Genomic DNA, 21,959 nt, shown 5'->3' with positions numbered 1-21,959 from the left:
CGTGCGGTCTTGAGGCGACAGGGACATCAGCGCACCTCCTGCGGCATCTTGAGCGGCTTCTTGGAGCCACCGAACAGCGACGCCTTGGAGGTGCCGGTGGAGCATCCGTTGCTATCGGTGAAGCCGCAGCCACCCCGCAGATCATAGGCTTCCTCGACCTGTTCACGATGCGTCGTGGGAATGACGAAACGGTCCTCGTAATCGGCCAGCGCCATGATGCGATACATGTCCTCGATGACCTGGCCCGAGAGCCCGACGCGTGCGGCGACGGCCTCGTCGATCACACCATCGACACTCTTGGCTCGCATGTAGGCGCGCATGGCCAGCATGCGCTCCAGGGCGCGGGCGATCGGCTTTTCGTCGCCTGCAGTCAGCATGTTGGCGAGATAGCGCAGAGGGATGCGCAGGTTCTTCACGTCCGGCATGGCGCCATCCATCCCGATGGCCCCCGCCTCGGCGGCGTTCTGGATCGGAGAGAGCGGGGGGATGTACCACACCATCGGAAGCGTCCGGTATTCGGGGTGCAACGGGAAGGCGACTTTCCACTCCATCGCCATCTTCCAGATCGGGCTTTCCTGGGCGGCCTTGATCCAGTCTTGCGGAATGCCCTGCTTTTGCGCCTCGGCGATGACGGCAGGGTCTTTGGGGTCAAGGAACACGCCGAGCTGCGCGTCATAGAGATCCATCTTGTCGGCCGCGTTCGCCGCCTCGGCGATCTTGTCTGCATCATAGAGCATCACGCCGAGATATCGGATGCGCCCCACGCAGGTTTCCGAACATACCGTCGGGTTGCCGCTTTCGATCCGGGGATAGCACAGCGTGCATTTCTCGGATTTTCCGGTCGACCAGTTGTAGTAGACCTTCTTGTAGGGGCAGCCAGACACGCACATCCGCCAGCCTCGGCATTTTTCCTGATCGATCAGGACGATGCCGTCTTCCTCGCGCTTGTAGATCGCGCCCGAGGGGCAGGATGCCGCGCAGGCCGGGTTCAGGCAATGCTCGCACAGCCGGGGGAGATACATCATGAAGGTGTTCTCGTATTCCCCGTAGATCTGTTTCTGGATGCCCTCGAAATTGTAGTCCTGCGAGCGCTTCTCGAACTCGCCGCCGAGGATCTCTTCCCAGTTCGGCCCCTTCTCGATCTTCTGGATCCTCTCCCCTGTGATCTTCGAGCGCGGACGGGCCGTCGGGAAGGCCTTGCCCTCGGGCGCCGATTTCAGGTGGTCGTAGTCGAAATCGAACGGTTCGTAATAATCGTCGATCTCGGGCAGGTCGGGGTTGGCGAAGATATTCGCCAGAATCCGCCACTTCGCCCCCTGCTTGGGCTGGAGCTTGCCGGATTTCGTCCGGGTCCAACCGCCATTCCAGCGGTCCTGGTTTTCCCAATCGGTCGGATAGCCGGTGCCGGGCTTGGTCTCGACGTTGTTGAACCAGGCGTATTCGACACCGTCGCGACTGGTCCAGACGTTCTTGCAGGTGACCGAGCAGGTATGACACCCGATGCATTTGTCGAGGTTCAGCACCATGCCGATTTGCGCACGAATCTTCATTCCGCTGCCTCCTTCGGGGTGGCTTCATCGTCGAGCCAGTCGACCTTGTTCATCTTGCGCACGATGACGAATTCATCGCGGTTGGAGCCCACGGTGCCGTAATAGTTGAACCCGTAGGATTGCTGGGCATAGCCGCCGATCATGTGGGTCGGCTTCAGCACCGCCCGGGTGACCGAGTTGTGGATGCCGCCGCGCAAGCCGGTCTTCTCCGAGCCGGGCGTGTTCACGATCTTTTCCTGAGCGTGATACATGAAGGTCGTTCCATCCTTCATGCGCTGCGACACCACCGCGCGCGCGGTCAGCGCGCCGTTGGCGTTGTAAAGCTCCACCCAGTCGTTATCAACGATGCCAGCCTTCGCGGCGTCGTTTTCGGAGATCCAGATCACCGGACCACCGCGGTTGAGCGTCAGCATCAGCAGGTTGTCAGAATAGGTCGAGTGGATGCCCCATTTCTGGTGTGGCGTGATGAAATTCAACACGACATGCGGTTTGTCCTTGTCGGTATGGATCGCGTCGGTGACGGTCTTGAGGTCCACCGGCGGCCGATAGGACATGAAGCCCTCGCCGAAAGCGCGCATCCACAAGTGGTCCTGATAGAGCTGTTGACGGCCGGTCAGGGTTCGCCAGGGGATCAGCTCGTGGACGTTGGTGTAGCCGGCGTTATAGCTGACATGCTCGCTTTCGATGCCCGACCAGGTCGGCGACGAGATGATCTTGCGCGGCTGGGCGGCGATGTCGCGGAAGCGGATCTTGTTGTGATGCTCGCCCTCGGCCAGGTGCACGTGATCGCGGCCGGTTGCCTTGCCAAGCGCCTCCCATGCCTTGACGGCCACCTCGCCATTGGTTTCCGGCGCCAGCATCAACACGACCTCGGCGGCATCGATCGCGGTGTCGATCACGGGTCTGCCCTTGGCCGACCCCTCGCGCCGTTCTCCATTGAGCGCCTTCAGCGCCGCGACTTCGTCCTCGGTATTCCACGAGATGCCCTTGCCCCCGTTCCCGAGCTTGTCAAGCAGCGGACCAAGCGCGGTGAACCGATCGTGGATCGCGGTATAGTCGCGCTCGACGGCGATGTAGTTGGGCGCCGTCTTTCCCGGGATCAGCTCGCATTCGCCGGTTTTCCAGTCCCTGACCTGATCCTGCGCGATCTCTGCAGGCGTGTCGTGCAGGATCGGGAGCGCCACGACATCGGTCTCCTGGCCCAGATATCCCGGAACGACCTCCTGGAACTTCTTCGCAATGGATTTGAAGATTTCCCAGTCGGATTTCGACTCATAGGCCGGATCCACGGCAGCCTGAAGCGGGTGGATGAACGGATGCATATCCGAGGTGTTGAGGTCGTCCTTTTCGTACCAGGACGCGGTCGGCAGCACGATGTCGGAATAGACACAGGTGGTCGACATGCGGAAGTCGATCGTCACCAGAAGATCCAGCTTTCCGCGCGGCGCCTCCTTGTGCCATTTCGCCTCTTTCGGAAGTTGACGCCCTTCCTCGCCCATGTCCTTGCCGATGACACCGTTGTCGGTCCCGAGCAGATGCTTGAGGAAATACTCGTGCCCCTTGCCGGACGAGCCCAACAGGTTCGACCGCCACACGAACAGGTTGCGTGGCCAGTTCTCGGGCGCATCGGGGTCCTCGCAGGACATTTCCAGCGCGCCGGATTTCAACTGCTCCGCCACATAGGGCGCGATGTCCTGTCCGGCATTCTTGGCCGCCCTCGCGACCTCGAGCGGGTTGGTCCTGAGCTGGGGCGCCGAGGGCAACCAACCCATGCGCTCCGCACGGATGTTGTAGTCGATCATGCCGATGTCCCAGTCGCCCTCCGGGGCCGTGGGCGACAGGATCTCACCCGCCGTCAGGGTCTCGTAGCGCCACTGATCGGTATGCGCATACCATGCCGAGGTCGCATTCATGTGGCGCGGCGGGCGGTTCCAGTCGAGGGCAAAGGCCACCGGCAGCCAACCCGTCTGCGGGCGTAGTTTTTCCTGGCCTACATAATGCGCCCAGCCACCGCCAGACTGACCCACGCAGCCGCACATCACCAACATGTTGATGATGCCGCGATAGTTCATGTCCATGTGGTACCAGTGGTTCATCCCGGCACCGACGATGACCATGGAGCGGCCACGGGTCTTCTCGGCATTGTCGGCGAATTCACGGGCGACATGGATGATCTTCGCGCGATCGACGCCGGTGATCTTCTCTGCCCAGGCCGGGCTGCCGGGCACATCCTCGTCATAGGACCCCGTGACCCAATCGCCACCCAACCCCCGGTCGAGACCATAGTTCGCACAGAACAGATCGAAGACAGTGGCAACCGCCACCTCACCGTCGACGGTCTTGATCCGCTTGACCGGCACATTCTTGGTCAGGACGTTGGGGCGCTTGTCGCCGGTTGCGAACGCCACGGTGGCATCGGCGCCGAAATACGGGAAATCGACGCCGAGCACGTCGTCCTGGTCGCTGTCGACGATCAGCGACATCTTGAGCCGCGTCTCGGCCCCGGCGGCCTTTTCCTCGAGGTTCCATTCGCCTTGCTCGCCCCAGCGATAGCCGATCGAGCCGTTGGGGGCGACCAGGGCGCCGGAGAGATCGTCGATCGCAACGGTCTTCCAAGCGGGGTTGTTGTCCTCACCCAGCTTGCCGTCCAGATCGTCCGCGCGCAGGAAACGTCCCGGAGTGAAGGAGCCGTCCTTTTCGTCCAGCCGCACCAGCATCGGGAGATCGGAGTATTGCCGGCAATACTCCTCGAAATATTCGGCCTGCCGGTCGAGGTGGAACTCGCGCAGGATGACATGTCCGAAGGCCATCGCCAGCGCCGCATCGGTTCCTTGTTTGGCATTCAGCCAGACGTCGCCGAATTTCGCCGCCTCTGAATAGTCCGGGCAGATTACCGCGGACTTCGCCCCCTTGTAGCGCACCTCGGTGTAGAAATGCGCGTCGGGCGTCCGGGTTTGCGGGACGTTGGAGCCCCAAAGCAGGAGGTAGTTGGAATTATACCAATCCGCTGATTCAGGCACATCGGTCTGCTCGCCCCAGGTCATCGGCGAGGCGGGCGGCAGGTCGCAATACCAGTCGTAGAACGACAGGCAGGTTCCGCCCAGAAGCGACAGGTAGCGGGTGCCGGCCGCGTAGGAGATCATCGACATCGCGGGGATCGGCGAGAAGCCGAAGATCCGGTCGGGCCCATAGGTCTTGGTCGTATAGGCATTGGCGGCGGCGACGATCTCGGTCGCCTCGTCCCAGCTCGCGCGTACGAACCCGCCCTTGCCGCGGGTTTCAACATAGCTCTGGCGCAGAACCGGATCGTTCTGAATCGCGGTCCAGGCCTCGATCGGGGTCTTGGTCTCGCGCATCTTGCGCCAGACCTTCATCAGCTTGCCGCGGATCAACGGGTTCTTCACCCGGTTCGCCGAATAGAGATACCAGCTATAGGAGGCCCCGCGGGCGCAGCCGCGCGGCTCATGGTTCGGCAGATCGGGACGGGTGCGCGGATAGTCGGTCTGCTGGGTTTCCCAGGTCACGATCCCGGACTTCACATAAATCTTCCAGCTGCACGACCCGGTGCAGTTGACCCCGTGGGTCGAGCGCACGATCTTGTCGTGCCGCCAGCGGTTTCTGTAGGTGTCTTCCCAGTCGCGGTTTTCCCGCGTCATCTGCCCATGTCCGTTGGAGAAGGGCTCCGTCGTCCCCTTGGATTGCAGGAAATTCAATCTGTCGAGAAGATGGCTCATTTGGCTGTCCTTTCGTATGCGGAAACCCGGGCGACGCTATCGCCGCCCGGGCCTGGGCATCGGCTATTGTGCGGCTTTGGGGAGGATGGCGGCAGGACGGTTGCCGTGCTCGAGGTCATGCAGCAGGCCACCGCGCCGGGTGTAGTAGACCCATGTGATCGCCAGGCAGATGACGTAGAAGATCAGGAAGGCCCAAAGCGCGCCGACGGGGGATCCGGTCATCGCGATCGAGGACCCATAGGCCTTGGGGATGAAGAAGGCCCCATAGGCGGCGATGGCACTGGTGAAGGCGATGATCGCCGCACTCTCGCGTTCCGATTGACGGCGCAGGGCGCTGCCTTCCAGTTCCGGCATGAGGCGCGGCACTTCACGCCCCATGATCGCGGGGATCATCTGGAACGTGGAGGCATTGCCGACCCCAGTGAGGAAGAACAGCGCCATGAAGGCCGCGAAGAACCCGCCGAAGCTGCCCGCGCCGAGCGAGGCGATGACCGCGAAGGTTGCGACGATCATGCCCGCGAAGGTCCAGAAGGTCACGCGCCCGCCCCCGAAACGGTCACTGATCCAGCCGGTGCCGGCCCGGCTCAGTGCGCCGACCAGCGGGCCAAGGAACACGTATTGCAGCGCATTGATGTCGGGGAAGGCGAGTTTGGTCAGCAGCGGGAACCCGGCCGAATAGCCGATGAAGCTGCCGAAGGTGCCGGTGTAGAGGACGCACATCAGCCAGTTGTGCTTGCGGCTGAAGATGATCGCCTGCTCGCGGAAACTGGCCTTGGCGTCGGCGATATCGTTCATGCCGAGCCAGGCGGCGACAGTGGAGATCACGATGAAGGGCACCCAGACGAAGCCCGCGTTCTGCATCCAGAGCTCGCCGCCCGTCGTCAGCGTCTGCGGTGCGCCGCCCATCGCCCCGAACACGCCGGCGGTGATGACGATCGGCACCAGAAACTGCATGACCGAGACCCCCAGATTGCCGAGCCCCGCATTCAGCGCCAGCGCATTGCCCTTTTCTGCCTTCGGGAAGAAGAAGGCGATATTGGCCATCGACGAGGCGAAGTTGCCTCCTCCGAAGCCGCACAGCAGCGCCAGAGTGAGGAAGATCAGGTAGGGCGTATCAGGGTTCTGAACCGCGTAGCCGATCCCCAGGGCCGGCACCAGCAGAGAGGCGGTCGAAAGCGTCGTCCACAACCGGCCGCCGAAGATCGGCACCATGAAGCTGTAGAAGATCCGGAGCGTCGCGCCCGAGAGACCGGGAAGCGCGGCCAGCCAGAACAGCTGACTGGTCGAGAAATCGAACCCGATCGCGGGGAGCCGAGCCACGACCATCGACCAGACCATCCAGACCGAGAAGGCCAGAAGCAACGCCGGGATCGAGATCCAGAGATTGCGGCGCGCAATCCGGCGGCCCCTTTCCGCCCAGAACTCCGCATTTTCGGGCTGCCAGTCTTCCAGCATCCGCGGCATGTCCGTTTTCCCCGGGACATGAACCTCCTGCAGTTCGGGAAGGGTCGGGAGGGCGCCCAGCTCTTTTCCAAGGGCAGCCCGCTCCATTGCCCGGATCGACAGATGCATCCAGGTCAGCATGATCACGACAAGGCCAGCCAGGATGGCGAAGCACGAGGTATAGATGCCTGTCAGATCAAGGGCCGCGCCGAAAACGATCGGCAGGACGAAACCGCCAAGACCGCCGATCATACCGACGAGGCCGCCGACGGCACCCACATGCCCCGGGTAATACACCGGGATATGCTTGAAGACCGCCGCCTTGCCGAGGCTCATGAAGAAGCCGAGGCCGAACAGCATGATGACGAAGGGCCAGAAATCCAGCTCGGTCGAGAAGGCGATCGGCCCTTCCTTGCCCTGGATGACATAGTCCGTCGGCGGGTAGGACAGCATGAACAGGAAGATCAGGGAAAAGCCGAAGGTCCAGTACATGACCGTTCTGGCGCCAAACCTGTCGCTGAGATGCCCGCCGTAGGCACGGAACAGAGAGGCCGAGAGGCTGAACGAGGCCGCGGCCATACCCGCGGTCTTCACATCGACGCCGTAGACGTCGATCAGATAGTGCGGCATCCACAGCGCAAGCGCGACGAAGCCACCGAACACAAAGAAATAATAGAGCGAGAAGCGCCACACCTGCAGGTTCTTCAAGGGCGCGAACTGCTCGGCCAGCGAGGGGGCTGCAATGCCCTTGGTGCGACGTTCGACGAGTTCGGGATCGTCCTTCGCCAGCAGGAAGAACAGCACACCGATCAGGGCAAGGCCCGCGGCCCAAGTGTAGGCAACGCCGTGCCAGCCATAGGCGACCATGACAAAGGGGGCGACGAACTTGGTCACCGCCGCACCGACATTCCCGGCTCCGAAGATGCCGAGTGCGGTGCCCTGATGGCCGGCATCGTACCAGCGGCTGACATAGGCGACACCGATGATGAACGAGCCGCCAGCCAGGCCGATGCCCAAGGCCGCGATCAGGTACATGACGTAGCTGTGCGCGAGCGTCAGCAGCACGGTTGCAAGTGCGGTCAGCAACATTTGTGCGGAGAAGACGAGGCGACCGCCATATTTCTCGGTCCAAACGCCCAGAAACAGACGTGTGACGGAGCCGGTCAGGATTGGCGTGGCCACCAGCAGGCCGAATTGAGCCTCGGTCAGTCCCAACTCGCCTTTGATCGCGACACCGATGATGGAAAAGATCGTCCAAACCGCAAAACAGGCAGTGAAGGCTACCGTGCTAAGCCCGAGGGCTCGAGTCTGGTCCGAGCGCGAGGCTGTGGCTGTGGTCTGCATGACAGAACCTCCGGTGTTGTCATTGCTTCCGCCCCAAAAAGGGATCACCGTCAGACATACGACCCAGAGTAACTGATCTTCTTGATTTAGATCATGTAATCGGTAATTTCCTATATGAATAAATGGGTTGCGGAAATATTTCGACTTGTCGATTGAAACTTGTAGAATGCTCGACTTGAAAAGTCTGGAACTCCGCTTGACATTTATCAATTGACGTGGTGATAAATATCAAGCGGAGGGCGGCCGTGCGATTGAGCATACCAGAATCAGATTATCCCGATGTCCGGAGGCTGGACCTCTTTTCGGGCATGGATGGCGCGCACTTCAGCACGCTGATGCGCGGCGCCTACGTTCAGAACTTTCCTCCGCAGATCGAACTGATAACCGAGGGAGAACCAAGCGATTTTCTGCATGTCATCCTGTCTGGGTCCGTCGATCTTTTCTCGGTCTGGAACGGCAGGGAAACCAGTATGGCGACCGCTCGGCCGGTGTCGACGTTCATCCTCGCGGCGTCGATAAAGAGCGCGCCCTACCTGATGTCGGCCCGAACCTTGGAAAAAAGCCGGATTGCTCTCATCCCCAGTCAGGACGTGCGCAACATATTTGACGTCGACAACTTCTTCGCGCGCGCCATCGTGGCGGAGCTGGCGCAGTGCTACCGTTCCGCCGTGAAGACCAAAAAGGAGCTGAAGTTACGGACTTCTCAGGAGCGACTTGCGAACTATCTTCTTCGGCTGCAGTCGCGTCTGGGGGCTGGTCCCCAGTTCGACTTGGAGTTCGAGAAACGCCGTTTGGCGTCCTACCTCGGAATGACCCCCGAGAACCTGAGCCGCGCCTTCAGGGGGTTGCAGGCCTATGGCGTCGCTGTCCAGGGCAATCGAGTCAACATCAGCGATCAACAGGATCTCGAGCGATTTGCAAAGCCCAACCCATTGATCGACGATCCGGATTCATAGAGAGATCCAAATGACAGCGGCCCGCCCGGTCCCCACGATCCGCAAGATCAAGACGGCAATCGACAACGCCTAACAGAACAATCCAGAACCGGTCAGCCCAAGGCGCGCCCCGGGATCGGCCGAAGTGGCGGACCTATCGGCAAGGACTGGCTGACGCAGGGCGTCACAACAGCAGGCGCAAGCTCCGATCATTCCACAGCGTCATGTCGTTATCCTTGGACGAACAAGCAGCGGCCCGTAGAGGATCGCGAAACCTCCGAAGGCCGCGATCCAACAGAGGCCCGAAATCGCGTAGAGCGCCCCGGCAGCTCCGGGCGCAAGACCGGCTATCAGCCGCGCCAGGACGGCACCGATCAGGCCGAGATAAATCGTCCGCGTTCCGGTTCCCGCGGTCAGCGTCTGGCCTGTATGCCCCAATGTCGCCCGGGTCATCACCGCCAGCGTCATCAGCCCGATTGCGCCGGCCATCCAGACATGCTGGGCCGCGGCTTGCGTCAGAAGGCCCGGCCAGAAGGTGGAAAAACCAAGAGCCAAGGCTCCGAGTGGGAGGAAGGCATAGCCGGCGTGCAAGACCCAGACCAGCGGTTCGGACAAGGTGTGCCTCCCGGCCCACCGGACCAAGCGTATCGCATGCGTGACGCCGGCCGCAATTAGGATCGCACCGGAGATGAGGCTTTCGGGGGAAACCACCCAGAACAGCAGGGCGACCAGAAGAATGAGCAGGGCAGCCCGGTCAAACCGCTGCATCGGCGGGGTTGGGAGCCGGGTCTCGCGTCGCTTGACCAGCCAGTTTCGGGTAAACGAGGGAATGATACGCCCCCCGATGACGGCGATCATCATGATCCCGGCTCCGAGTCCAGCCCTGAGCCCGAGATCGCCAGCAGCGAAGGCGCCTGTTGCTGCTTGCCAATGGAACGTCGCATTCGCGAGCGTAAAGGCGATGAGCATTCCCAGGACGATCAGGTTGCGCCAGTTCTTGCCCGTGACGATCTCGCGCGTCAGGACGCCGACCAATGCAACGGGCATGGCAAGATCTGCCAGAGCCACGCTCCAAACCGGAAGGTAGATCGCGACAGCAATCGCAATGCGACCAATCACCCAAAGGAGAAACAGAATGCCGAGCGGCCAGCCGACGACAGGAAGACGCCCTGTCCAATTGGGGACTGCCGTAAGCAGAAATCCTGCGATCACAGCCCCAAGATACCCGAACAGGAATTCGTGCGGATGCCAGGTAATGGGATCGAAGCGTGTCGGTAGCTCCGCCGCACCCGAGAGCATCAGGAGCCACAGCGTCATCGCACTCGCAGCCCATAGCCCGGCCCCGAGAAAGAAGGGGCGAAACCCAAAGGTCAGGAGTGCTGGACCGTTCCAGGTCCGCATCTGTTCCGAGCTTGTCGTCATGTCAGGTCTCGTTCCGTCTGTGCTGCGGCCTCGGTCAAGATCAGGTCGAGGCGGATATCGTGGAGTGGTGGATGGATCGCGGTAAGTCGCGCCGCCTGAAGCTCACCCCCGACACCGAAAGGTCTCGGCCTGGGAGCCGCAAGCGTTCGGTCGAAGGAGCCTTCCGCCAGAGCCGAGGTGATCGCCGTCCGCCCTCCAGCCGGCAAGGAGGGGCAAGCACGAGGTCGGGCGTGACGACGGGGGCGTCCGGGGGGGATATTCCAGCAGCCGCGTATCATGCGGGTTTTGGGCGCCCAGCGGCGAACGGAGAGCGGGGCCGCCCTGGTTTGGGAAGATGCGGCGGAGGGCATGGGATTCTCACGAGCTTGAACTTGTGTCTCATGCTATCTTCTATGAATTGGCATTTCAAATACCGATTTTATGAATTCGAGACGGGCCGTTGTCGTGCCAATCAACGTTCGGGCTGACGGTCTCCTTTCCCGTCAACCTTCAGACAATAGCCTCAATCTTTGCGCGGCCGAAGGCCGGGAAGCAGTTCATAACTAAGCGGCAGGCGCCACCAGTTCGAGCACAGCCGCGAAGGATGCGGATCTGGATTTCGGCGGCCTGGCGGTCAGGGCCTCGCGATATGATCCGCTCGCCAAAGAGCTTCAGGCGATTCATGTGAGCCCCGCCCCGATTTCGGACGTGATAGTCAGTCCATCGCTTCCAGAGCGCTCATCCAAGGCGTCGCGTCGCGTGCAAGATCTCGTTCCAGGCTGAGGCTGCGGGGCAACCTTCTTTCCAGCTGTGCCCGTTCCAGCGGATTGGCATGACGGCATGATCGTCTCGGTCCATGATCGCACAGTGGCATCGTCGCGTGTCATGGGCGCCGTCCGCGATGACGGTAGCTATCGCCTCGTCTCGGGAATTTGCTCTAGCAAGGCGGGCAGGAAAGGGCTGTCTCCGTGACGGCTCGAGGTGGAGTCGACTGCGCGTATGTTGCCGGTTTTCGTGTCCAAGGCGATTTGGACCTTCCTCCGTTGCCCACGTCGCGACGGCCCGTGTTTGCGAGCCAGTCATTCGCCATCCGCGCAGAACATGAAGCTGGGAAACGGGGGCGCATCCTGACCTGCTGCCTGGACCACGCTTTTTCACCGCACCCAAGTCTCCCGGGGGGGGCGGCCGCGTGCCTTACTCCGTGCTCAGGCGCCCATCGCGCAGATGGATCAGCCGATCAAAGCGGTCGAAGATCTTCTCGTCATGAGTCACGGTGAGAATGCATGCCTCTTGCTCGACGGCGAGCTTGCGCAACAAATCCATCACGAGCTGCGCCCGCACGGAATCGAGGGCCGCAGTCGGCTCGTCGGCAAGAATGATCCGGGGCCTGTTCGCCAATGCGCGCGCGATTGCAACGCGCTGTGCTTCCCCGCCCGACAGATGGGCGGGCTTGACCCGCGCCCGATGTCCGACCTCGAGATAGTCCAGCAACTCGCGCGCGCGGGCTTTCGACGCGGTCGGCGTCCATCCCGCAAGATCGAGCACCAGCGAGACATTCTCCTCAGCCGTGAGGAACGGAAGCAGGTTATGCGCCTGAAAGATGAAACCGATCTTGTCGAGACGCAGGCGCCGCAGGTTGCCGCGCAGCCAACGGCCGTCGAACACGGTCTCGCCATCGAGCACAAGCCGGCCAGCCGAGGGATCAACGATGCAGCCAATGATATTGAGCAGCGTGGTCTTGCCCGAACCCGAGGGGCCGAGCATCGCCACCACCTCGCCTGCACGGATCTGCACATCGACCGCGCGCAAGGCATCGACGCGGGCTTCGCCCTCGCCGTAATGCTTGGCCACGCCCGACACCTCGACCAGAAGATCACCGATCGCCATCTCAGCCTCCAAGCGCGGTCGCCGGATCGACCTTGAGCGCGGCGCGGATCCCCAATCCGGATGCCAGGATGCAGACAAGGATGATGATCCCGAAGAGCACCAAAGCATTGGTTGGTTCCAGCACCACCCGACGCGGGAAGTTGTCTTTCACCAGCAGTATCAACGACAGTCCGATCGCCCAGCCCGAGGCACCCAGGATCAAGGCTTGCTGGACGATCAGGCCGAGGATCGTACGATCCGGCGCGCCGATCAGCTTGAGCGTCGCGATCTGTTTCAGCTTCTCCATCGTCATCGTATAGATGATCAGCGCGATCACTACGGCCGAGACGCTGAGCAAGATCCCCAGAAACAGCCCGATCTGGCGGCGCGCGCGATCCACCACCGACGCAAGGAGCAGCTCTTCCTGCTGCGCCTGGGTCAGAGCGCCCAGATGCTTCCATTGCCGGATCGTTGCCGCAACCCGCGTGACATCGGCATCCGGCTCGATCCGCGCGATGACCGCGGCCACGGTGCTGGTATCGGGCGCAGCCGCCCCGCGCGCGGCCCGGACCCTCTCGGCGGCGGGATCGAGCTCGCCCTGCAGAGCCATCGCATCGGACAGGGTCATGAAGACCGCGGGATCGCCGCCGGAGTTCATCGCATTTTCCGTCAGCCCCACGACGCTGAACCGATTGCGTCCAAGACGGATCGTATCTCCGACCGCAAGCCCCGACTTGCGATCGGCGACCAATTCGTAGTGACTGCGCCCGAGGCCACGCCCGTCGATGAGAGTGGGCGGGCCTCCGGGATGGCCGCGCTCGTAACCGATGACATATAGCCGGAGCGTCTGCGCCCCGTGCCGGGCCTCGATCGTCTGATAGGTGATCGCGCCTGCCTCGGCGATCCCCGGAAGGCGCGCAACCGCATCACGGGTCGCGGCGGGCAGCGCAGAGGCCTCGGCAAAGGGCCCCTGCGTGTTCGCCTCGACGATCCAGAGATCTGCGCGCGGGGCCTTCACCGCCGCAAGCGCATCCGACACCAGACCATTATAGATCCCGATCATCGCCAGCACGACGGTCATCAACAGCCCCAGCCCGAAGCAGGTCAGGACAAAACGAAACAGGCTGTGCCGGATGTCCTTGAGCGCGAGCGTCATGCACTGGCCTCGATGCGGACCTTGCGGCCCTCGACCGCGCCCTTCGGAACCGGAGAGATGACCTCCGCGCCGTCCGGCAGACCGCCTGTCACCTCCGCGCGCCCCAGATCGTCACGCGCCCCGAACTGCACCTTTGCCCGCGCGAGCGCACCATCTTGTGTGATCCAGACCGTTCCCGAGGCCCCATCGAAGCCCGCGATATCGACCTCGGGCACCATCAGGGCCCGATCCCGATGACCGATGGTGACCAAGACCTCAGCCTGTTCGCCAAGATACATTTCGGCGGGGCAGTCGGAACAGGTGAGCCACACCTTGCGCTCCTCGTTGACGCGGTCACTCTCCAATCCGATCCGCGCGATTTCCCCGTGAAATACCTGCTGCGGGCGCGAGCGAAGACGGATGCTTCCCCGTTGCCCCAGCGCAAGCTGCCCCGCGCGCTCTTCGTCGATATAGGCCTGGATCCAGATCGTTTGCGGATCAATCAGGCTGAAAATCGTGTCCCCCGCCTTGACCACGGTGCCGGCCTCGGCCCTGCGCGCAATGATCAGGGCGTCATAGGGCGCGGTGAGGGCGTGCTGCGCGAGAAGCGTATGGGCCGAGCGCAGGTTCGCCTCTGCCTCGGCCAGTTGCGCGCGCAGCATCATCAGCTCGGCCTCCGCCACCGCGAGATCGGCGCGCGCCACATCGAGATCACGCTGGGCCTCCTCGGCATTTTGTTTCGAGGCCCGGTCCGTGCGCGCCAGCTCCTGCTGGCGCGCATTGGCCGCTTCGCGCTGCGACAGAATCGCCTGAGCCCGGGGCAGAGCAGCCTCTGCCTTGGTGAGTGCCGCGCGCGCGGCGGCCACCCCGGCCTCGGCCTGAAGAACGCGCGCCTGTTGCTCCTCGGAATGCAGCACGGCCAGTTCCTGCCCGGCCGCAACACGATCCCCCGCATCGGCGGACAAGCTCTGCACTGCGCCACCGAGCTCGAAACCAACGGCGCTCAGCACGCGCGCCTCGACACTTCCAAGACCATAAATCCGAAGCGTGATATCCGTCTGCGGCGCGAGCACCTGCACCGGCAACGGTCTTTGGCGCATCCCCCAGAGCCCCCCCGCCAGCGCAATTGCCGCGACACCGAGGACAAACCAACTCCTACGCATCTCTCCGCGATCCTTCCTGCCGCTGCAGCAGGCGCAACTGCACATCGAGCAGCGCCAGCCCCGTCTCTTCCATGGATGTCTTGCGCGCGCCGAGGGCCCATCTGATCGCGGCTCCCTGGACAAGCGAGCTCAGCAGATAGGCGACGTCACGCGGCGCGAGGTCGGCCGGGATCCGTCCTTGGGTCTGCGCTGCAGCGAGGTCCGCCGCAAGCATCTCGTGAAATGCGCCGAGGCGTTCCTGGAAGGCGCCGCGCAGCAGGTCGTTCTCGATCGTCAATTCGCGCGAGAACAGAAGCATCGGGATCGCCGGCGTGCGCGCAATCACCGCAAGCTGCGCCGCCACCAGCGCCCGCACCCGCTCCAGCGGATCCGACACATCTTCGAGGGCCGTTCGCCAAGCAGTCGCGAGCGTGTCGGTGACCTGCTCGGCGACGGCCGCCCAAAGTTCTGCCTTGGAGGGGAAGTGCCGAAACAGCGCCGCCTGGGTCACTCCGATCTGTTGCGCGACCGCTGCCGTGGTCACGCGATCCGGGCCGATCCGGTCCGCCATCTCGAGAACGGTCGCGACGATTTCGGCCTTGCGCAACTCTGCTGATTTTCGCATCACTCGATATCATTTAGTTAGTGATCACTTACTTACTAGTGACTATCTCACAGAACGTCAATCGAGTCTTCGACCTGGCTCTGAGCCTGTGGCCGCCAAGCGTCGCGCCCTGCGTTCCCGCAACTCGCCAAGCCGCCTTGATCAGCCGAGATGCGTGGCAGATCAGCGGACGGGATCCCGCCATGGCGCCCGGGTATAGCAATCGGCACAGTTGGAAGTTGCCGACCTTCGAGATCCGTCCCAGCCTTTCCTTGCCGCCGCTCGAATGGGACCGGGGCGTCAGGTCGAACAAGGCTGCGTAATCGCGACCGCGTCGGAAGGCGCTCACGTCTGGTGTCGTCACGGCGAAGGCTCTGGACGAGATTGCGCCGACCCCGGGCACCGTTGCCAGACGGCGTGCAAGCGCATCACCGGCTTGCACCTCGCCGATCCGTGCGGCCACGTCCTCGATCTGATCCTGCGTGCCTCGGAACTGTGCCGCCAGCCTGTCCACAACACTGGTCGCGCGGCGTCTGGCAGGTCTTGAGCAGAAGCAAGCAGGCGCTCGATGTTGTGGATGGGTGTTCTATGGACGGCTCCTTTCGGGGCGCTGTATCCAGACCCATCCGGGCACAATGCGATGCTGTGGGTCGGGCCATCCACACCATCAGTGGCGGGCTATCCCACATTATTGTTGCGCGGGTAGCGTGCGTGGTCGTGGCACAGCCGTGACGCGATTGTCCCATAATGAATGCTTCATTCCATTCCAGCGAATGGAGCCCACCGTCAAACCGTGGGAACAAACCTCGTGCCCTTTGGGGGCTGACCAATCTCTGGAGTTAAATGCGAGGTGTGTGTGGTTCGAAAATTGGGGTTTCCAAACGACGGCAACGAGTTACATTACGCTGCGAGCTTGGGGATCTGGCGTTCGGCCAATCGCAGGTATCGTTGGCTGCACGCTCCCGCAGCCACTCTAAGGCACGCCAGCCCCCTACAAACTACGATCTGCTATGACGGGCCATGCCGTTGAATATGCAGTTTCAAATCGGGTGACCTGCCACAGGTATGGTTCGTGGTTTGGCCTTCCCCATCGAATGGTCCGGGGTGAATGTTGGTACTCGCGATCCATCGGGACGATGCTTCCAGGTGGTGGTCGCGGTACCCGAGGGCACTGTGCAGTCTGTCTGTGCTGTAGTTGGGCGCCAACTATCGATCAGGGTCTGTGAACTGATGCGGTGGATGCCCCCACCCAACGGCATCACGTATGCCATGATGGTTTCATCGGAACCGAAAGGGAGGGCACATCGATGACGACACCGATCAGCATGCTGGCGATCGACTTGGCGAAGGGCAGTTTCCAAGTCTGCGCAATTGGATTGGATGGGGCGGTTCTATACAACCGTGTTCTGTCACGAACCCGTCTGGCAGCACTTCTGGCCGAGCAGCAATCCTGCATCGTGGCGATGGAAGCCTGCGCCACGTCACATTACTGGGGCCGGGTGGCGCAGTTCCATGGTCATGAGGTGCGCCTGGTGCCGGCGGCGTATGTGAAGCCGTTTGTCAAACGCCAGAAAAACGACAAAGCGGACGCTGAAGCCATCGCGGAGGCGGCCTCGCGCCCCACCATGCGGTTCGTGGCTGTGAAGAGTGCCGAGACGCAGGGCCGGGCAGTAGCCTTTCGGACGCACCAATGCTTGGTCAGGCAGCGCACACAGCTCATCAATGCGCTGCGGGGGCATCTGGCTGAGTTTGGGCTGGTGGCGCCGAAAGGGCCGGCGAGCCTGAAGGTGCTCGAGAACGCGCTGGCCGACGAGACCAGCGTTCTGCCGATCCAGGTCCGGGAGATGGGAGCGATTTATCTCGACCAGATCGCCAGGCTGACGGAAGTGATCGAACAACTGGCGGGTGAACTCGAAGCGGCATCAAAGACGGATGATCAATTGCGTCGGCTCTGCACGATCCCGGGGATCGGCCCTGTCACCGCAGGCGCCGTCGCAGCCTTTGCACCGGATCTCGACACGTTCGACAGCGGGCGCAACTTTGCCGCCTGGCTTGGCTTGGTGCCACGCCAGAGGTCCACTGGCGGCAAGACTAGGCTGGGTGCGGTCAGCAAGATGGGTCAGACTGACATCCGCCGCTTGCTCATTGTTGGCGCCATGAGCGTGATACGCTGGGTAGTGCGCAAAGGTGGCAGCGCAAACCGCTGGCTGGCAACGCTCGTGATGCGCAAGCCAAAGATGGTCGCGGCCGTTGCGCTTGCAAACAAGATGGCCCGGATGATCTGGGCACTGACAACAAAGGAGCAGGATTACAGAATGGCGTGACCCGAGCCCGGGAGGGCAGCGGCACGGCATGGCCGCAAGGCCGGGGTGAGCGATCGACGAGGAGTAGGCGACACGGACTTCGAAGTTCAAGGCGGGAGATTCAGACCCGGCGCTCGAGCGCTTGCAGCTCTCTGAACCGATGTGAACCCAGCCTTCCGAACAGCATACCGGCCCGTGGCGTCATGAAGGCCACGCTCAGAGGCCTGACACACGTCCGATCGAAGACCCCGCCGACAAATCGAAGATTACGCTTGCCAAACAGGGGGCATCCACACACGCATCGGGTTTGCCGGAGGCTCCACCTCCTGAGCAGGACGGCGCATCATGAGCAAGACGAAGAACAAGTTTCCCCCGAAGTGCGTGAGCGTGCTGTGCGCCTCAGATCCTGAAGTGGGTCAAGAGGGCCGCTGTCGATAGCGGCAAGCGGGCGGGCATTCCGACCGAGATGGCCGACCGGCTGAAGGCGCTGGCGCGGGAGCATCCGGAACTGCTCCAGGCCAACGAGATCCTGCGCAAGGCGAGCGCGTCGATCATGTCACTAGAACCGATGGAGTGACATGATCGACTTTGCGATGACGGAGCGCGACCGCCGGTCGAAGTGACGCAAGGGTTTATCGACGATCATCGTCGTGAACATGGGGGCGAGGCGCGCATTGGGCGTGGTAGGTGCCCGTTTGTGTGTAAAGGTTCAATAGCCAGGTTTGATGGCGTCGTATTGAGCGATATCTTCAGATCAGGCAGTGTCATAGGAAACTGCACGATCCGAGCGCCTCTTGCTCGATTATGTGGATCTCATCATGATTACAAAGGCTTGCCTCGCACCCTTGAGACAGGATCCTCCTCGGAGGATGGAGCGAGTTATCGTGCCGACGGAGGCCCGTAGGAACGATCCCCACCCGAAAGAGGTCAAGGGGTTCACGCTCGAAAGTCATTCCCTCCGCCTCCGGCACATCTTTCCTTCAATCGCGAATGATGAAAGAAGCACGCAAGAGAGGAGCCAGCCATGAATGCAGACAGCGACCTCGTCGCCCGCAGATCGTTGTTGCTTGCGTCCGTCCCGCGCGAGGCACAGGATGCGATCCTCGAAACCGCGAGCGTGCGCGATCACGATCGCGGCGCGACGGTCTTCCTTCAGGGGGAGCGCGCCGCCGCAGTCTATATCGTGGTGCGCGGCTGGGTGAAACTCTACCGTATCGCACCCAACGGCTCCGAGGCGGTTGTGGGGGTCTTTACCCGTGGCCACAGTTTCGGCGAGGCGGTGGCCTTCAACCACGAGGCCTACCCGGTCTCAGCCGAATGCGCGACCGATTGCACGCTGATCCGATTGGAAACCGCGGCGATCCTGCGGCTGATCACCCGCCAACCCGAGGTCGCGCTGTCGCTGATCTCGGCGACCTTCGCGCATCTGCATCGGCTCGTCGCGCAGATCGAACAGCTCAAGGCGCAGACGGGGGCGCAGCGGGTGGCTGAATTCCTGCTCGAACTGACCGAATGCGAATGCGGCCCCTGCGCGGTGATGCTGCCCTATGACAAGGTGCTGATCGCGGGGCGTCTGGGGATGAAACCCGAGAGTCTGTCTCGGGCCTTCGCCAAGCTGCGCGATAAGGGCGTGACGGTGAGACAGAACATGGCGCTGATCAAGGATGTCGAGGCGCTGCACGACTATGCGCTGGAGGATCCGGCCGAAGCCTGGACCCGCAGCTAGCCGAGCAGGTAGAGGCCAAGCAGTCCCGCCGCATAGAGCCCCAGCACCAGCCGAAACCCCCTGTGCCAGAACGGCGCCGCGGCAAGGCCCAGATAGCGCGCGAGGATCACCTCGGCCTTGGCCCAGGCCAGAGCGAGGATCGCCGCGCCCCCGGCGGTGACGCCAGCGCCGGTGAGCACGCCGTGGCTGACGAGAATGGCCAGGATCGTCGAGGCCGTCGAGAGGGCGACGAGCCAGACCCAGGCGCGGATCAGAGGGTCGGACATCGGTCACCTCAGCAGATAGAGCACGGGAAACAGCAGCACCCAGACCAGATCGACCATATGCCAGAAGGCGGCGCCGACCTCGACCGCGCGCGGCGCACACCGGATGCCGACAAGGCCCAGGATCACGATCCCGGCGATGACGTGGGCGGCGTGAAATCCGGTCAGGAGATAGTAGAAGGTGAAGAAGGCATCCGTCTCGATCCCGATACCGAGGCGGATCTTGGCGGCATATTCGGCCCCCTTGATCGCCAGGAAGACGAGGCCCAGGACCGAGGCCCCCGCCAGCAGCGCGCGCGTGGCCCGGGTCTGTCCGGCTTCGGCCGTGCGCACCGCCCGCGCCGCGAGATAGCCCGAGGTGACCAGCACGAGCGTATTGATCCCCGCGGCCGTGCGATCAAGCAGATCCTGATCGGCGGCAAATCCCGCCGGATCGGTGATCCGCACGCCCAGAAAGGCCGCAAGCCCCGCCCCGAAGACCAGCAGCTCGGAGATGATCAGCACCCACATCATCAGATCGCCTGGCACCTGATCGAGCGGCGACAGCTCTTCCCCCGGCCCGCTCATGCGCCCACCAACTGGCGATAGATCTCGGGCAGGGCCGCGGTCAGCCGGTCGGGATCGGGGATCACCGCAAAGCCGCCGCGCCCGAAGATGCGGGGAAACCAGGCCTTGCCCTCGCGGTCGATGGTGATGCCGAAGACCGCGTGGCCCGCGCGGCGCGCCTCGCGCACCGCCATCCGGCTGTCCTCGATGCCGTGGCGCCCCTCGTAATGGTCGAGGTCATTGGGCTTGCCATCGGTGATCACCAGAAGCAGACGCCGCTTGCGCCCCTGCCGCGCCAGATCGGCCGAGGCATGGCGGATCGCGGCGCCGAGCCGGGTATAGAACCCCGGTTTCAGCCTGGCGATCCGGCTTTCGACATCGGCGCTCATCGGGGTGCCGAACTCCTTGCAGCCGATCATGTAGACCCGATCGCGTTTCAGCGAGGAAAAGGCGTGGATCGCGAAATCGTCGCCGCAGGCGTCGAGCCCCCAGGCCAGCGCCGCCAGCGCCTCGCGTTCGATGTCGATCACTGCACGCCCACCCACGGCACTTTCGGTCGAGCGCGAGACGTCGAGCAGGATCGACACCGCCAGATCGCGTTTCAGCGGCCGCGACTGTCGCCAGATCCGGGCATTGCTTTCGCCGGTGGCGCGCAGATCGGCGGCGGCGCGGACGGTGGCTTCGAGGTCGAGCTCATCACCATCGAGATGCCCCGAGGTGGTGACGCGGCCGGGGCGCAGAGCCTCGAACTGATGCCGGACCGCGCGGATGCGGCGCGCGGCGCGCGGGTCGGTGCGGAAGTCCGGGATGTGGTCCGAGGGTTCTGCGGGACTCGCCAGCACGCAGGCGTGCTCGGGCAGATAGCTTGCCGAACGCGCCTCCCATTCGGGATACGTGAAGCGCCCGGACACCCGCTCGCGCGCGGCATCCTCGGGGGCCAGATCCAGATGCAGTTTCAGCCGCGTCGCGGGCGCCTTGGAGATCTGGCCAAGGCCGATTTCCTCCTGATCGTCGGCGGCCTTCTTCGCGTCCTCCTGATCGTCGTCATCGACGCGGCGGTTGAGGTTGAGGAATTCGGCCCAGCTCAGGATCGCCTCGAACTTGTGCAGGATGAAGCTGTCCGAACGCTCGGCCTGATCGGCCTTGCGGCGGCGGGCGCGGTGCATCTTGTCGCCCGCGGCGGCCTCTTCGGGGGTGGCATCCGCGGTGCGGGTTTCGACGCTGGTCGCCTCGGACCGCGCGCGGCCGCGCAGATCGGGCCAGAGCGCGACCGGACGCGCCGGGCGATAGCCGCGCGGGGCGGTTGCCGCAGGGATCTCGCCCGCGATCAGCGCCGCGCGCCAGTCGTGCGCAAGCCCCGTCAGCGGCGCGGGATCGCCCAGTTCGGCGCGGATCAGCGCCTCGACCGCGGCTTCGGCCGGGGGGAGGGCAGGCGCCGGGCGCAGCGCCCGCAGCGCCGCACAGAGATCGGCATAAAGCGCACGCAGACCCGGCGCCCCCGCCAGTGTCGCGCGCACCAGCGCATTGGCTGCCGCGATCCGCGCCAGATCGGTCTGTAAGGGATCCTCGGGCAGATTGGGCACCGCCTGCGCATGAGCCGCGCAGGCCGCGAGCCACAGATAGGTCGCGCCATTGGCCTCGCGCGCCGGGAACAGCGCGAGCGAGGCGGGCAGGCGCAGCGCCTCGCCGTCGAAGCTCGCGCGCGGGATCGCCTCGGCCTCGGTGCCCAGACGCCGGCGCCAGCTCAGCCGGTGGCGGCTGACCTCCTGCACGACGGGGCGCAGCTCGGTGGCGGGATTGCCGCCGAGCGCGCGGAAAAGGACTGCCAGCCGTCCGCCGACCTGCGAGAGGTCGACACGGGCTCCGTCATGCGCCGCGGGGGCGTCCAGACGGCTGGCGATTGCGTGCCACACTTTCCCGACGCTTTCTTCGGGTTCCCATGGCTCGAAGTCGATCCTGCTCACGGC

15 protein-coding genes and 2 pseudogenes are annotated in these 21,959 nt (G+C 63.3%); 4 read left to right on the top strand and 13 right to left on the bottom strand.

The features are described from left to right. Nucleotides 1–26 precede the first annotated feature (26 nt). From narH to WDB86_RS19270, 3 genes are all read right to left on the bottom strand, one after another. On the bottom strand, nt 27–1,550 hold the full coding sequence (narH, locus tag WDB86_RS19280; RefSeq protein WP_341485673.1) for a nitrate reductase subunit beta: 1,524 nt from the start codon (nt 1,548–1,550) through the stop codon (nt 27–29). Then, a complete protein-coding gene (locus WDB86_RS19275) occupies nt 1,547–5,284 on the bottom strand; it encodes a nitrate reductase subunit alpha (RefSeq protein ID WP_341485672.1) in 3,738 nt (1,245 codons plus the stop codon). Before WDB86_RS19275 ends, narH begins: the two co-directional genes overlap by 4 nt. A gap of 63 nt (nt 5,285–5,347) precedes the next feature. Next, nucleotides 5,348–8,071, bottom strand: a complete 2,724-nt coding sequence (locus WDB86_RS19270) for an MFS transporter (protein WP_341485671.1) — start codon at nt 8,069–8,071, stop codon at nt 5,348–5,350. 257 nt (nt 8,072–8,328) lie between these two features. Between WDB86_RS19270 and WDB86_RS19265 the strand changes: the two genes are divergently transcribed. Further along, nucleotides 8,329–9,027, top strand: coding sequence for a helix-turn-helix domain-containing protein (locus tag WDB86_RS19265; protein ID WP_341485676.1), 699 nt, complete (start codon nt 8,329–8,331; stop codon nt 9,025–9,027). A 201-nt stretch (nt 9,028–9,228) separates the two neighbouring features. On the opposite strand, the gene WDB86_RS19260 is transcribed toward WDB86_RS19265, so the two are convergent. The 7 genes and pseudogenes from WDB86_RS19260 to WDB86_RS19230 form a co-directional block, all read right to left on the bottom strand. Continuing rightward, entirely contained in the window at nt 9,229–10,428 is a 1,200-nt protein-coding gene (locus WDB86_RS19260; RefSeq protein ID WP_406737126.1) for an NnrS family protein, read from the bottom strand. 489 nt (nt 10,429–10,917) lie between these two features. Further along, a pseudogene (locus WDB86_RS19255) lies at nt 10,918–11,486 on the bottom strand (transposase); the annotation flags it as partial. 115 nt (nt 11,487–11,601) lie between these two features. Beyond that, entirely contained in the window at nt 11,602–12,294 is a 693-nt protein-coding gene (locus tag WDB86_RS19250; RefSeq protein WP_121534643.1) for an ABC transporter ATP-binding protein, read from the bottom strand. Between the two features lies 1 nt (nt 12,295). Then, on the bottom strand, nt 12,296–13,429 hold the full coding sequence (locus WDB86_RS19245; protein ID WP_341485670.1) for an ABC transporter permease: 1,134 nt from the start codon (nt 13,427–13,429) through the stop codon (nt 12,296–12,298). Beyond that, nucleotides 13,426–14,571 carry an efflux RND transporter periplasmic adaptor subunit gene (locus WDB86_RS19240; protein WP_406737125.1) on the bottom strand — a complete coding sequence of 382 codons (1,146 nt, stop codon included), beginning with the start codon at nt 14,569–14,571 and terminating at the stop codon, nt 13,426–13,428. Before WDB86_RS19240 ends, WDB86_RS19245 begins: the two co-directional genes overlap by 4 nt. Next, nucleotides 14,564–15,175, bottom strand: a complete 612-nt coding sequence (locus tag WDB86_RS19235; RefSeq protein ID WP_341485668.1) for a TetR family transcriptional regulator — start codon at nt 15,173–15,175, stop codon at nt 14,564–14,566. The genes WDB86_RS19240 and WDB86_RS19235 overlap by 8 nt, the downstream gene beginning before the upstream one ends. Before the next feature lie 28 nt (nt 15,176–15,203). Continuing rightward, nucleotides 15,204–15,518, bottom strand: coding sequence for a transposase (locus tag WDB86_RS19230; RefSeq protein ID WP_406737127.1), 315 nt, complete (start codon nt 15,516–15,518; stop codon nt 15,204–15,206). Between the two features lie 943 nt (nt 15,519–16,461). On the opposite strand from WDB86_RS19230, the gene WDB86_RS19225 reads away from it, so the two are divergent. The 3 genes and pseudogenes from WDB86_RS19225 to WDB86_RS19215 all read left to right on the top strand — a co-directional run bounded on the left by WDB86_RS19225 (nt 16,462) and on the right by WDB86_RS19215 (nt 19,183). After that, nucleotides 16,462–17,478 carry an IS110 family transposase gene (locus tag WDB86_RS19225; protein WP_108130871.1) on the top strand — a complete coding sequence of 339 codons (1,017 nt, stop codon included), beginning with the start codon at nt 16,462–16,464 and terminating at the stop codon, nt 17,476–17,478. Between the two features lie 305 nt (nt 17,479–17,783). Continuing rightward, nucleotides 17,784–18,106: pseudogene (locus WDB86_RS19220) on the top strand (hypothetical protein); the annotation flags it as partial. Nucleotides 18,107–18,481: 375 nt separating this feature from the next. After that, entirely contained in the window at nt 18,482–19,183 is a 702-nt protein-coding gene (locus WDB86_RS19215; protein WP_341485666.1) for a Crp/Fnr family transcriptional regulator, read from the top strand. On the opposite strand, the gene WDB86_RS19210 is transcribed toward WDB86_RS19215, so the two are convergent. The 3 genes from WDB86_RS19210 to WDB86_RS19200 are packed head-to-tail and all read right to left on the bottom strand — an operon-like array spanning nt 19,180 to nt 21,956. Next, nucleotides 19,180–19,449 carry a nitric oxide reductase F protein gene (locus WDB86_RS19210; RefSeq protein WP_341485665.1) on the bottom strand — a complete coding sequence of 90 codons (270 nt, stop codon included), beginning with the start codon at nt 19,447–19,449 and terminating at the stop codon, nt 19,180–19,182. The genes WDB86_RS19215 and WDB86_RS19210 overlap by 4 nt on opposite strands. Before the next feature lie 3 nt (nt 19,450–19,452). Next, the gene (locus WDB86_RS19205) at nt 19,453–20,013 is read right to left on the bottom strand and encodes a cytochrome c oxidase subunit 3 family protein (protein WP_341485664.1); all 561 of its coding nucleotides are present in this window, start codon (nt 20,011–20,013) and stop codon (nt 19,453–19,455) included. Beyond that, nucleotides 20,010–21,956 carry a VWA domain-containing protein gene (locus WDB86_RS19200; RefSeq protein ID WP_341485663.1) on the bottom strand — a complete coding sequence of 649 codons (1,947 nt, stop codon included), beginning with the start codon at nt 21,954–21,956 and terminating at the stop codon, nt 20,010–20,012. Before WDB86_RS19200 ends, WDB86_RS19205 begins: the two co-directional genes overlap by 4 nt. Nucleotides 21,957–21,959: the final 3 nt, after the last annotated feature.

Origin of the sequence: Thioclava sp. GXIMD4215, assembly GCF_045291555.1 — a bacterium.
In the GTDB taxonomy this organism is placed as follows: domain Bacteria; phylum Pseudomonadota; class Alphaproteobacteria; order Rhodobacterales; family Rhodobacteraceae; genus Thioclava; species Thioclava litoralis.
Note: the sequence above shows the minus strand (reverse complement) of the source record. Positions and strands in the feature narration are given on the sequence as shown.